Raw genomic sequence first — 13,089 nt, forward strand, 5'->3', positions numbered from 1 at the left:
TCGCGATCGCGAGAAGCTTTTCCCATTAATTTCCGTTGTAGCGGCTCAAGGGAGATAAGGGGGAAAACCCACCAGTTTCTTTAATGATTCTTGTCAAGGTATGCATCGAATTCTTACATTGAATAATTTGACTGTGGCCACCGACAACAGCGATGTTGCATTTCTACAGCAAAGCAGTGCTCCCATTGTTATATTAGCGGCAGCGGATACGGATATTGCCCTGCTGGCGCACGCCTACCGCCAACTGCCCAAGGAATTTCCCCCTTTGCGCCTCGCAAACTTACTTCATTTACAAGCAGCAGCAGCCATTGATGACTATGGCGATCGCGTCTTGGCCGAGGCCGACGTTGTCGTGATTCGCCTTTTGGGGGGACGGGGCTATTGGAGCTATGGCCTAGAGGTGGCGCAGCAAATGGTGAGCGATCGCGGTGGGCAGTTGATCTTGCTACCGGGGGATGATCGCCCCGATCTAGAACTGATGAGCCTCTCCAGTTGGCCGCTGGCACAAGTTGATCGTCTCTGGCAATACTTCCGCGAGGGAGGACAGGAAAATATTCGGCGTGCCCTAGAGTTCATTGGCCACTACGGTTGCCGTTGGGGGCAGCCCCCCCCACCCCCCCAAAGGATTCCCCGCTGGGGCACCTATCCCATTTCGGCCCAGATAGCCAGCGACTGGCCGCAGGTGGGGATTCTCTTTTACCGTGCCCATTACTTGGCGGGCAACACCGCTGTAATTGATGCCCTTGCTCAGGCCTTGATGCAGCGGCAATTGGCGCCTGTCCCCATGTTTGTCTCTTCGCTCCAAGATGCAGACATTCAACAGGAACTGCTGGCGGCATGGCAGGGCAAGGTGGAACTGATTCTCAATACAACGGGGTTTGCGGTCGCCAAGCCCAACGAGGTTCATCTTTGGCAGCGGTTGGATGTCCCAGTACTACAGGTCATTCTCAGCAGCAGCACCTACGAAACTTGGCAACACCATCCCCAAGGACTGACGCCCCGCGACCTTGCGATGCACGTGGTCTTGCCGGAGGTGGATGGCCGCATCATTAGCCGTGCTGTGTCTTTTAAGGCTGTCTCGCAAATTCAACCAGAGGTGGAGACAGCCGTGACCACCTATGCCCCGGCGGGCGATCGCCTAGACTGGGTCAGTGATCTGGCAGCCAACTGGCTGAAACTGCGCCGCAAAGCCCCTGCTGAACGCCGTATTGCCCTGATTTTGGCCAACTATCCCTGCCGTGATGGTCGCCTTGCCAATGGCGTGGGTCTCGACACCCCCAACAGTACAGTGGAACTCCTCAAGGCACTTCAGACGGCTGGCTATGATTTGGGTACTGACCCCCTACCCAAGGATGGCGATGCCCTGATCCAACACCTCAGCCGCTACCGCACCAACGACCCCGAAGGCAATCACTGGCGGCTGCCCCGCTATACCCTCTCCATTGACACCTACCAGCACTATTTTCAGAATCTGCCAAGGGCGGTACAGGCGGCCATTAACCAACGCTGGCCCTCTCCCACCGCCGATTTACCCATTGCTGGCAACTGTTGGGGCAACATCTTTGTTGGCGTTCAGCCCAGTCGGGGCTACGATCGTGACCCCAGTTTGAATTACCATGCCCCCGATTTAGAACCCACCCCAGAATATCTAGCCTTTTACTTTTGGCTGCGCTATGTGTTTGGAGCAGATGCCATTGTCCATGTCGGCAAGCACGGCAATCTGGAATGGCTCCCCGGCAAAAGCATTGCCCTCAGTGACACCTGTTTTCCCGAAGTTGCCCTCGGACCTGTTCCCCACTTTTACCCTTTTATTGTCAACGATCCCGGTGAAGGCGCCCAAGCGAAACGCCGTGCCCAAGCGGTGATTTTGGATCATCTGACCCCCCCCCTCACCCGTGCTGAGCTGTATGGTGGTCTAGAAACCCTCAGCCACTACATTGAGGAATACTACGCCGCTGAGCAGTTCGATCGCCCCCGTTTGAGGGTGCTGCAGCAGCAGATTGAAGCCCTCGTCAAGGAACTCGATCTCGACCAAGAAGTTGCCGCCCCCAATCCAGAGGAAACCTGGACCGCATGGCTAGCGCGCACCGATGGCTACCTCTGTGATCTGCGGGATGCCCAAATCCGCGATGGCCTGCATATCCTTGGCCAATGTCCGCAAGGCCAGCAGTTGCGGGATCTAATCATTGCCATTGCCCGCAGTCCCAGTACCCAGCATCGGGGTCTCACACGCGCTCTGGCGATGGATCAAGGAGTGGATTTAGACCCCCTCACGGCTGATCCAACAGCTCCCAGTCCTGTCCCCGGCTATCGCTCCGTGGGCGAGTGGCAAAATGCTTTGGAGGAAGAGGCAACAAAACAGGTGGAGAGTTTGCTGCGGGGCACCCCTGATCTCTCCTGTGGTAGGGCAACTCAGCAGGTACTAGATTGGATTCGTACGGTGCTCTACCCTGCCCTGCAACAGACCCGCCAAGAAATTGACCACTTTCTCCATGGCCTCAATGGCGGTTATGTTCCCAGTGGCCCTGCCGGTGCCCCGAGTCGGGGGCGTCCCGATGTCCTACCCACCGGACGGAATTTCTATGCGGTGGATCTGCGGGCGCTACCCACAGAGGCTGCTTGGGCGTTGGCGGAGCGATCGGCGGCGGCACTCATTGAACGCTACTGTCAAGAGCACGGAGAATTTCCGCGGACCCTTGGCCTGTCGGTATGGGGCACAGCCACAATGCGCACGGGAGGCGACGATATTGCCCAAGCCCTTGCCCTTTTGGGTGTTCGTCCTGTGTGGGAGGGCGCCTCACGACGGGTGGTGGATTTGGAGGTGATTCCCCTGTCGCTGTTGGGACGACCGCGGGTAGATGTGATGCTGCGAATTTCTGGCTTTTTCCGCGATGCCTTTCCCAATTTAATTGCTCTGTTTGATGAGGCTGTGCAGCGGGTAAGCCAGTTGGCTGAACCCCCCGATCAAAATCCCTTAGCGGCTCAAGTGGCCAAAGAAACGGCCTATTGGCAACAGCAGGGTCTTGCTCCAGAGCAAGCCCAACAACGATCGCGCTTTCGCATCTTTGGTTCCAAACCCGGTGCCTATGGGGCGGGACTCCAAGGACTGATCGAAGCCCAAAACTGGCAGGGGGATGACGATCTTGCCCGCGCCTATATTCACTGGAGTAGCTATGCCTATACGGGGGAATCCCACAGCTACAATGCAGCGGAAGCCCTAGAGCAGCGACTCAGTCAATTGCAAGTGGTGCTGCAAAACCAAGACAACCGCGAGCATGATCTGCTGGACTCCGATGATTACTACCAATTTCAGGGGGGCTTGACCGTTGCTGCGCGATCGCGATCGGGGCGGCAGCCCACGGTTTACTTTGGCGATCACTCGCGGCCAGAACAACCTAAAATTCGCACCCTCCAAGAAGAACTGTTGCGGGTCTATCGCTCCCGCGTGGTCAATCCCAAATGGCTCGCAGGCGTCAAACGTCATGGCTACAAGGGCGCTTTTGAAATGGCGGCCACGGTGGATTATCTCTTTGGCTATGCCGCTACGGCTCGCTGTGTACCCGACTATGTCTTTGCTGGTGTTGCTCAGACCTACTTACTTAATGGGGAAATGCAAGCCTTTGTGGCGCAGCACAATCCTTGGGCACTGCGGGATATGGCCGAGCGACTCTTAGAAGCAGCTCAACGTCAACTGTGGCAAGCACCTGATCCGCAGATTTTAGACTGCCTGCGAGCGATCGCCCTAGAGGCCGAAGGTTTAATTGAGGGCAAATTTGTTCCTTAGTACAGCAAAATCAAGCGCAACACCCGCGCGATCGCTGCCACCAAGCAGAGAATCACCAACTGCCCCGGCAAGGCAAAAAGCGAGTACTGCTCTAGTAGCGCCACCAAGGGTTGACTCAACTGCCCTGCAAGAGCCATACCACTGAGGTAGAGAGCACCGCAGACATGAATGAGCACCAGTCCCGCTAAGCCACTCAAGGCAAGCCATTCTAAAGTTACCCGCTTTTGGGGGCGAAAGGCGAGCCAACCACAGACCCAAGACCCCGGCACAAAACCCAAGAGGTAACCGAATGTCGGTTCACGCCAATAGTCCAGACCGCCCCCTTGGGAAAAAACCTGAAAGCCACTCAGCCCCAGAATCAAATAGGCCACCTGTGAGAGGGCTGCGGCTTGCCGTCCCCCCATACACCCGACCAAGAGAACCGCCGCTACCTGATAGGACACAGGTAACGCATACACGGGAACGGCGGCCCATGAACTGGGCAAAACGAATTGCCCTTCCTCATTGAGGAGGTTGGGGATGGCGATCGCGGCTTCCATGAACGTGCCGGCCACGGTGAGGAGGAGGCCTAAAATCGCCCACAAAAATTCATCGAGGGGTGACAAATCGTTTCTCAAGAGCGCTGCAAGACATTTAGCGTAACTGACGGCATCGGACTCGTATAGCGAAACGTGAGATCCGTATCCCCCATCATGATAATGTCCCCATGGTGTAATACCCGCTCATCCAATAGGGGGGTACCGTTAATCAATGTGCCATTGCGACTATTGTTGTCACGGATGAGGTACAGTAGCGCATTGCCGCGCGGCCGTAGTTCAATAGTTGCTTGATGTCGGGAAATGTAGGGGTCATGAATAATAATGTCACAGTCCCTGGCTCGGCCAATTTTCCAGAACGCTTTTCCTGCGAGGTGATACTTGCCAATCACCGTCCCTTGGGAGCGCACAATCAGCCATGCTTGTTTATCAACGTCTGGAAGGCGGGTCATAGGGGTCTGCCACGGATACTTTATATCATACGTATTTCATCCGTACTTTTGGGGCAGGCTGAGGGTCTGAAAACCTGTAGCAATTCGAGATTGGATGTTTTTAATTTGCAAATGTTAGCTTCAGTAGTTTTACGGATACCAAAAGGTTATTGAGTGTGTTGAGATGAAACTAGTAAAAAGATATTCAAGACTTTTTAAGGTTCCATCGTGAGGCACACATCAGGCGTCTTTAGCACAAAGCTTTCACCCGTCAATTATACAAAATAGCTGGGTGATTTTATTACTTCAATTGACTTGTTGTGAGTTTTCTATGAACAAGCCAGCTTCAGGTTCTGTGTCCAATTTCAGCGAAGTTTCCCCTTTGACGGAGATTAAAAATCAGGTTGCACCGACTCAGCAACTGAAGCTACGGCGATCGCTCCTTGCCAATTTGTTCGTGTTCGCAGCCGGGTGTGGCATTCTTGCCTTTGCAGGCTTGTTTCTCTACCGCCATTTAACAACGGTGCGCAGTCGTGATGCGGTCATTAATGGCGTGATTGTGAATGTGCGTGCTCCAGAGGAAGGAACGCTGGAGGAACTCAAAGCACGGGTCGGGGAGTTTATCGAACCCACGGATGCGCCCTTGGCCCTCATAGAAAATGACTATGTCAGTCAAGGCAACGCCCGAGAAGTTGAAAAATGGTTAGAACGGCGGCGGGGAGAATTAGAAGCTGCTCAGGCAAAGCTAGCTCAGTTGCAGGGACTCCTCGCCTCTGCCCAACGGGATCAACGCAATCAACAGGTGCTGGAAGTTGAACAAACCCAGCGCCAAGTGGCTGCTGCCCAAGCAGAACTCGCGGCGGCTCAGGCCAGTCTTGCGGATGCCAAGGCACGCTATCAACTCGCAAAAATTAACTACCAGCGCTTTAGTCAGTTGGCGCAGCAGGGAGCGGTGCCCCAAGCCCAAGCAGATGCGGCTCTAACGGAATTGCAGCAAAGCCAAGCTCAAGTGGCTGCTCGCCAACGGGAAATGGACTCTGTGGCTCGCACCGTTGAGGCGCTGAAGGCCGACGCTCGTGCTGCTGAATTGGGGCTGACACTGCGCAATACTCGCAGTAACTATGACCCCCGCCTACGGCTACAAGAGTTACAAATTCAGATTGGTGAACAGCAGGCGATCGTCAAAGGCATTCAACGGGAAATCGCTGCTCAACAACGACAAGTTGCCCAAGCCCAGCGGGAGGTGGCGCAGCGCAGGGTGGTGAAGGTGGCTGCTCCCATTGCCGGTTATGTCTGGCGGGTGGATGCGCGGCCGGGGATGTTTCTCGGTAAAGGGGATCAAATTTTACAGTTGTTGGACTGTCAGCGCCGTTGGATTGATGTTTTTGTGGATGAACAATCGCTGCGGCTGATTCATCCGGGCACTCGGGCAAAAATTGAACTCTATGGTGGCAATGGCAAGGCGCTCTGGGGCACAGTCACCAATATTCGCTCTGGTTTAGGTCGCCTCAACCCTGGCGACGATCAGGTCATTCCCATTCCCGAAAACTATCCGCGCCAAAGTCAGGTGCGTGTCGAGCTAAATTCTGAACAAGATTGGGGCGAGGGTAACTTTTGCTATGTGGGCTACACCGCACGGGTGACCTTTCAGATTAGCCCCTAAGTTTTTATACCCATCCTAAAGGATGCTCAATCCTTCATAGTTGCCTTTTATCTAGGCAATAAGGGATATTGATGCAACTTGATTCTTGACCCTGTGAAGGGCAGTACCGTTCATAGATAAGATTAAATCTAATTAGTCTTGTCCATAGGCATAAGCGGGGTTTATGTTGCGATTATTTGCGGACACAGTATGGCTCGTTCCCTTCTACTCGCTGGCGGGAATGGTGCTGTCCTTGATTTGGTCACCAGGGATTACTCGGAAAACGGGACCTCGTCCAGCGGGCTATTTGAATATCTTGCTCACGTTTTTCTCCTTTGTTCATGCACTGTTGGCCACGGTGGCGATCGCCAACCAGCCGCCCCAGTATTTGCACTGGACGTGGCTGGATGTGGCGGGTCTGCACTTTGACATTCCTGTTGAAATTTCGATTTTGACGACCACTGCCCTGATGCTGATCACAGGCTTGAACCTCATGGCTCAGGTCTTTGCGATCGGCTACATGGAGATGGATTGGGGCTGGGCACGGTTTTATGCCCTGTTGGCCCTCTTTGAAGGCGGGATGGCGGCGCTTGTGCTCCTTGACTCCCTCTTCTTCAACTACGTTGTCCTGGAAATTCTTACCCTTGCCACCTATTTGCTCATTGGTTTTTGGTTTAACCAGCCTTTAGTGGTGACCGGTGCCCGCGATGCCTTCCTCACCAAGCGGGTGGGAGACTTGGTGCTCCTGATGGGGGTGTTGGCGATTTATCCCCTCGCTGGCTCTTGGAACTACGATGATTTGGCGGCTTGGGCAGCCACAGCTCAGGTGAACCCCACGCTGATTACGCTGATTTGTCTGGCGTTGATTGCAGGACCAATGGGGAAATGTGCCCAGTTTCCGCTGCACCTGTGGTTGGATGAAGCGATGGAAGGCCCAATTCCCGCTTCGATTCTCCGAAATGCCATTGTTGTGGCTACGGGGGCATGGGTACTGGTGAAGTTAACGCCCGTCCTGAGTCTTTCGCCTGTGGCCCTGACGGCTCTGCTGGTGATTGGCAGTGTCACTGCCTTGGGGGGAACCCTGGTTGCCATTGCCCAGGTGGATATTAAGCGTGCTCTGTCCTATTTGGTCAGTGCCTATATGGGCTGGGTGTTTATTGCTGTGGGTCTCAAGGAGCCCGGCTTAGCTTTTGTCTTTATCCTCGCCTATGGGGTGGCAATGGCACTGTTGATGATGAGTATTGGGGCCATCATCTGGAATAGCATTACTCAAGATCTGCGCCTGCTGGGTGGGCTGTGGTCACGGCGCCCCATTTCTGGTATTTCGTTCTTGGTTGGTTCAGCAGGACTACTGGCACTGCCTCCCTTGGCGGGCTTTTTGCCGCAGGCGGAATTACTGGATACGGCCTTTGCCCAACTGCCTTGGGTTGGGGTTGTGCTGCTGCTGGTGAATACATTTGCTGCCTTTAGCCTAGGTCGCACGTTCTGTCTGATTTGGGGCGGTGAAGTCAAACCGATGACGGCGCGATCGCCCGAGGTCTTTTGGCCGATGATTTTGCCGATGACCGTTGATCTGGGCCTGGTGCTGCACTTACCCATTCTCATGTGGCGCTTTGATTGGGTGATTTGGACCCATCCTTCCTTGACTACCGCAGTTGCACTGACAGTTACTGCGCTTTTGGGCTGGGGCGCAGCCACATGGGTTTATCTCGGCAAAGCAATTCCCAAACCTGTGCAGTTTCCCCTACCGTCGGTACAGGATCTGCTGGCCTACGATTTCTATACGCCGAAGCTCTACAGGGCCACCGTGGTGGGAGCCGTGGATATGATTTCCCGCATTACCGCTTGGTTTGATCGCACGTTTGTGGATGGCACTGGTAATGCCTTTGGCGTGGTGACGCTCCTAGGGGGCGATCGCCTGAAGTACAGTACAACCGGTCAATCCCAAGCCTATCTCCTCACCATCTTGATGGGGGTCGCCATTCTGGTGATTGCCATTTGTTGGCCACTGCTGGCTTAGTGCTCCATTCCTTGAGGTTCTTGCCCTATGCTGACGCTGTTAATTGTTTTGCCCGTCATCGGTGCGCTGCTGATGCCGCTGCTGGCGGAGCGATTGCTCCGTTCGGTTGCTTTGGTTAGCGCCGGTGTCACCTTTGCCCTCTCCCTCGCGATGCTGATGCAGTTTGATACGCAGCAGACCGCACTGCAATTTACGGAGTTCGTGCCGTGGCTGTCGCCCTTGGGATTGAACTATTCCCTTGGCGTGGATGGGTTGTCCCTACCGCTGATCGTCTTGGGGACGTTCTTGACCCTTGTGGTCGTGTTCACGGGTGAAAAAAGTGCCCATCGCCTCTTTTATGCCCTTGTTCTCCTTGCCAATGCAGGGGTTACCGGTGCTCTGGCTGCCCAAAACCTGCTCCTGTTCGTTCTTTTCTACGAACTTGAATTGGTTCCCTTTTACCTGTTGATTTTGATCTGGGGTGGGGAACGCCGCGAACAGGCCGCCATCAAGTTCCTCATCTATACTGCAGTCTCTGGCATTCTTGTCCTCGCTGCCTTTTTAGCCATGGGTTGGCTGATCCACGCTCCTAGCTTTGACTATGCCGATATTCAAATGGCTGGCTTGGCACCCACGACCCAAGGCATTCTGCTGTTGCTGTTGATCTTGGGCTTTGGGATCAAAATGCCCTTGGTGCCCCTCCACAGTTGGTTGCCCGATGCCTATGTGGAAGCCTCAACCCCGACAGCAATTCTCCTTGGGGGGGTACTGGCGAAGCTGGGAACCTATGGCTTGGTGCGTTTTGCCCTAGGCTATTTTCCAGAAGCTTGGGGACAGTTTTCTAGTCTCTTGGCGATCGTGGCGGCGGTGGGGATTACCTATGGTGCCCTTGCAGCCATTGCCCAAAAGGATATTAAACGGATGGTGGCCTACAGTTCGATTGGCCACATGAGCTATGTCCTCCTAGCGGCGGCAGCCCATACACACCTCAGCATGGTGGGGGCGATCGCCCAAATGATCAGCCACGGCTTGATTCTGGCGCTGCTGTTCTATCTCGTGGGTGTGATTGAAACCAAAGTGGGCACCCGTGAACTGAACGTGCTCAATGGGTTGCTCAACCCCCTGCGCGGCCTACCCACGACCAGTGCCCTCTTGATCTTGGGCGGCATGGCCAGTGCTGGTATCCCTGGACTGGTGGGGTTTGTGGCTGAATTTCTCATCTTCCAAGGCAGCTACGGCACATTCCCAATTCCCACCCTGATTGCGGTCATCGGGACTGGTTTGACAGCCGTTTACTTTGTGATTTTGATTAACCGCACCTGTTTTGGTCGCCTTGACAATGCGACGGCCTACTACCCCCGGGTGGTTTGGTCAGAAAAAATGCCCGCCATTGTCCTGACCCTGTTGATCCTATTCTTGGGCGTCCAGCCGACGTGGCTTGTGCGCTGGAGTGAAACCACCAGTGCCCAGATTGTTGCGGCGGTACCGAGTGCAACCGAAATTGTGGCCAGTTTACCCCAATAGTTAGGAGAGTATCCCAATGGTTCAAGCAATCGAGCGCCCCAGTTCGGCAAAACTGCCCCCGCTGGATCACCCCTTAGCCGATATTATTTACCGCCTCGAGGCGGGGGGTGCCCTCATTCCCGACACGCCAGTGAACCTGATGAAGATCATCGGTATGTACAAGGCCTATTCAATTCCGATGGACTTTTACTGGCGGGATTTGCTCTACCTCGGTGAGCGGGTCTTTATTAATCCCTTCCCCTTTTTCAAGTATTTCCCGACTAAGGAATACTTTGATCTGCCTAACCACTACGCTGGCGATACAGCGGATCTGCGGATTTGGCGCGGCCCCGCCCATGCCCACCCTGAACTGATGGCGTTCATTGAGAAAGGGGAAACTGGGAAGATGCCTCGCCTGCTGCACCACCTTTGGCACGATCGCATCAACATGGAGTTTTCCGAAGACTTGGCGCGAGCCATGATGTGGCACCGCATGGGGGGTGAGCTAGACATTTACCTCGACTCTGAGGAGTACAAAGCCGCCGCCGATAAGGCAATTCGCGCCTACTTCAAACGCAACCCGCTGATGCTCGGGCTGTACAAGCTCTTTCCCGACCTCTTCTTGGAGCAGGCTCGCCAAGCCACGTACATGAACGTGCTGGGGCTATTTTGGGAAGTGATGGCACCCGTCTTCTTCGAGATTAGCGATCGCTATGACGAGGGCAGCATTACCAGCGTTAAGGATGCCATGAACTTCTTGGTCAATGGAATTTTTGCCGTTGCCGGTCGCCCGATTTACCACCATGTCTATATTGATGACGAGGTGCATGTCCTTGTCCCCAAGGAAAAGGGCTTTATGTGGCTTTATGAAGCGGCCTTCCCCTATGTGGAAGCGGTCTTTTACCGCACAGCCCCCTTCCGGGGAACCAAGTCCTACAATGCCCAAGCCAATCAGGTGCCCACTGATCAGGTGGACTTCCACTACGGCATTCTCTTTGCCGATAAATTCCCTGTCGGGACGGCGGGGATTCCACCCACGTTGCTCCACCAAGATATGTATCACTTCCTCCCCCAATACCTGAAGGATTACTTCCACCAGCACTGTCGCGGCGAGGATGATATTTTGGTGCAGTTGGGGATTGCCTTTCAGCACTCTATGTACACAGTGACCTCTGCCGTTTTGCAAGCAACCCGTGCCGCCTTCTACTATCCTTTGGATGACCCGAATCCTGAGCACTTAATGGCGAACCGCCGCTTCTTTGTGGCGCAGATGAATCGCTTTATTCGACCCCAGTACGGGATCGCTGAGGCCTGCAAAATCCGCAATGTCCAAGATCCCAATTACTTGTAGGGAGTCGTAGGACAGGACATCAGGGAGAGGGGGTGTGTCTCTTCTCCCTTTTTGCTAGGCTGGAATCAAAGTAAATTTTTGTGACATATTCCTCCGCCTAACGGCAAAGAATTCTTGTTCCTGATGCAGCGACATGACTTACAATTTCAGGTTTCCCCTCCGCCGCCGCGGCGACTGTCTTCCCAGTCGCTCCCTCTTTCGAGGCAGTTCCCCAATGCCCTTGGGTACTGTTTTTGACTCTGTTTGATCTTCTTTTGCCCACGCCATGAGATCGCCAGATGCCGCCCCGCACCAAGTTTTGCTCGGTCTATACGTTGGCGTTGGACTTTCAGATGCACTTAGGCTCTCTGATTAGCATGGGCTTATTTTTTATCATAGAATGGACGAAAAAGCCGCCCTATAGACCGTTAGGTCGCGCGTAGCAGGGCGGGGCTTTAGACCCAATTTTTTGGTAACGAGGTAAAGCTGTGGCCAACGTCGAAATCTATACGTGGTCTCGTTGTCCTTTTTGTATTCGGGCAAAGCAATTGCTGACGCGCAAAGGGGTGAAATTTACCGAGTACGTCATTGATGGCGATGAAGCGGCTCGTGCTGCAATGGCGCAACGTGCCCATGGCCGGCGATCGCTCCCACAAATTTTCATTAACAACGAGCACATTGGCGGCTGTGATGATCTCTATGCCCTAGAGGCGCAAGGCATCTTGGATACGCTCCTGCAAGCGGCAGCTTAGCTCAATGGCTGTGGATATCGCCTTTATCATTGACCCGATCGCTAGCCTTGACCCCGGCCACGATACCAGTGTGGCCTTGATGGAAGCAGCACAAGCAGCAGGGGCACAGGTGTGGGTAACAGAAATTTCCCAACTGCTGATCCGAGAAGGTCAGGTATGGGCGGCGGTTACCCCGATCCAGTTATCGCCTGTGCAACTAGTGGCCGGCCAGTGGCAGATTCCCCAACCTTGGTTTCAGGCGGGCGCAGTGGAATGGCGACCCCTCCATACCTTTCGAGCGGTGTGGATGCGCAAAGATCCCCCTGTGAATACCGCTTACCTCTATGCCACATACTGTCTTGATTTAATCGATCCGCAAACCACCCTTGTCCTCAACTCGCCAGCAGGGTTACGCCATGCCAATGAAAAGATGTATGCCCTGCAATTTACCCGTGTGATTCCCAAGACAATTGTGACTGGAGACAAGCAGCGCATTCGTGAATTTGTGCAGCAGCAGGGCATGGCGGTGCTCAAACCCCTAGGGGGCAAAGCGGGGGAAGGCATTCTCTTTTTACAGGCGGGCGATCGCAACCTCAATTCAATGATTGAAATCAGTACCCAACGCGGACAACTGCCCGTGATGGTGCAAGAGTATCTACCGGCGGCCAAGGAAGGCGATAAACGAATCATTCTCCTCAATGGTGAACCCATTGGTGCCGTCAACCGGATTCCCACAGGGGATGAGTTTCGGGGCAATATGGCCACGGGGGGACGGGTAGCCGCTGCCGAAATTACCGAGCGCGATCGCCAAATTTGTCAAACCTTAGCCCCTGCCCTACGGCGCGATGGTCTCTACTTTGTGGGGATTGATGTCATTGGTGGCTATTTAACAGAAGTGAATGTGACTAGCCCCACCGGTGTTCGTGAGATTGATCGCCTCAATGGTGCTCGCCTCAGTCAACAGGTGATGGCTTGGCTATTGGGCTAGTACAGTAATACTTAACTACTCAAAAGCCAGAAGTGTTGAATCCTGCAAAAACCTTAACATTCTAAGCCACACGTAGCTCTGGCTGCCAATCAAAGCTCCAGTGCACTATCGAACACCGCCGACTCATACCAATTCAAGTTGAATC

Annotated in this window: 9 protein-coding genes; 7 read left to right on the forward strand and 2 right to left on the reverse strand. The window is 54.2% G+C overall.

The genetic code is table 11. The features are described from left to right. Positions 1–100 precede the first annotated feature (100 nt). Positions 101–3,784 (forward strand): cobaltochelatase subunit CobN, encoded by a 3,684-nt coding sequence (gene cobN / locus IGQ15_RS02505; RefSeq protein ID WP_297048343.1) that lies wholly within the window; start codon positions 101–103, stop codon positions 3,782–3,784. Here the strand turns inward: cobN and IGQ15_RS02510 are convergent. Beyond that, entirely contained in the window at positions 3,781–4,323 is a 543-nt protein-coding gene (locus tag IGQ15_RS02510) for a biotin transporter BioY (protein ID WP_297048361.1), read from the reverse strand. The two genes, cobN and IGQ15_RS02510, sit on opposite strands and share 4 nt — an antisense overlap. Before the next feature lie 74 nt (positions 4,324–4,397). Continuing rightward, positions 4,398–4,772, reverse strand: coding sequence for an FHA domain-containing protein (locus IGQ15_RS02515; RefSeq protein ID WP_297048345.1), 375 nt, complete (start codon positions 4,770–4,772; stop codon positions 4,398–4,400). 310 nt (positions 4,773–5,082) lie between these two features. Here IGQ15_RS02515 and IGQ15_RS02520 point away from each other — a divergent pair, with 310 nt between their 5' ends. From IGQ15_RS02520 to gshB, 6 genes are all read left to right on the forward strand, one after another. Continuing rightward, positions 5,083–6,414, forward strand: a complete 1,332-nt coding sequence (locus IGQ15_RS02520) for an HlyD family efflux transporter periplasmic adaptor subunit (protein ID WP_297048347.1) — start codon at positions 5,083–5,085, stop codon at positions 6,412–6,414. 163 nt (positions 6,415–6,577) lie between these two features. Beyond that, positions 6,578–8,413: an NAD(P)H-quinone oxidoreductase subunit F gene (locus tag IGQ15_RS02525; protein WP_297048349.1), complete on the forward strand. Its 1,836-nt coding sequence runs from the start codon at positions 6,578–6,580 to the stop codon at positions 8,411–8,413. Positions 8,414–8,440: 27 nt separating this feature from the next. Next, on the forward strand, positions 8,441–9,916 hold the full coding sequence (locus IGQ15_RS02530; protein ID WP_297048351.1) for an NADH-quinone oxidoreductase subunit M: 1,476 nt from the start codon (positions 8,441–8,443) through the stop codon (positions 9,914–9,916). Positions 9,917–9,932: 16 nt separating this feature from the next. Then, positions 9,933–11,246, forward strand: a complete 1,314-nt coding sequence (locus IGQ15_RS02535) for a CO2 hydration protein (protein ID WP_297048353.1) — start codon at positions 9,933–9,935, stop codon at positions 11,244–11,246. Between the two features lie 467 nt (positions 11,247–11,713). Next, positions 11,714–11,977: a glutaredoxin 3 gene (gene grxC, locus IGQ15_RS02540; RefSeq protein ID WP_206201279.1), complete on the forward strand. Its 264-nt coding sequence runs from the start codon at positions 11,714–11,716 to the stop codon at positions 11,975–11,977. Positions 11,978–11,987: 10 nt separating this feature from the next. Further along, the gene (gene gshB, locus IGQ15_RS02545) at positions 11,988–12,944 is read left to right on the forward strand and encodes a glutathione synthase (RefSeq protein WP_297048364.1); all 957 of its coding nucleotides are present in this window, start codon (positions 11,988–11,990) and stop codon (positions 12,942–12,944) included. Positions 12,945–13,089: the final 145 nt, after the last annotated feature.

The organism is Thermosynechococcus sp. M98_K2018_005 (assembly GCF_015295825.1).
Lineage (GTDB): Bacteria > Cyanobacteriota > Cyanobacteriia > Thermosynechococcales > Thermosynechococcaceae > Thermosynechococcus.

Coding starts and splice junctions, on each gene's coding strand:
- IGQ15_RS02530 (WP_297048351.1), top strand. CDS start 8,441: ATGCTGACGCTGTTAATTGTTTTGCCCGTCATCGGTGCGCTGCTGATG.
- cobN (WP_297048343.1), top strand. CDS start 101: ATGCATCGAATTCTTACATTGAATAATTTGACTGTGGCCACCGACAAC.
- IGQ15_RS02525 (WP_297048349.1), top strand. CDS start 6,578: ATGTTGCGATTATTTGCGGACACAGTATGGCTCGTTCCCTTCTACTCG.
- IGQ15_RS02520 (WP_297048347.1), top strand. CDS start 5,083: ATGAACAAGCCAGCTTCAGGTTCTGTGTCCAATTTCAGCGAAGTTTCC.
- IGQ15_RS02515 (WP_297048345.1), bottom strand. CDS start 4,772: ATGACCCGCCTTCCAGACGTTGATAAACAAGCATGGCTGATTGTGCGC.
- IGQ15_RS02510 (WP_297048361.1), bottom strand. CDS start 4,323: ATGGAAGCCGCGATCGCCATCCCCAACCTCCTCAATGAGGAAGGGCAA.
- IGQ15_RS02535 (WP_297048353.1), top strand. CDS start 9,933: ATGGTTCAAGCAATCGAGCGCCCCAGTTCGGCAAAACTGCCCCCGCTG.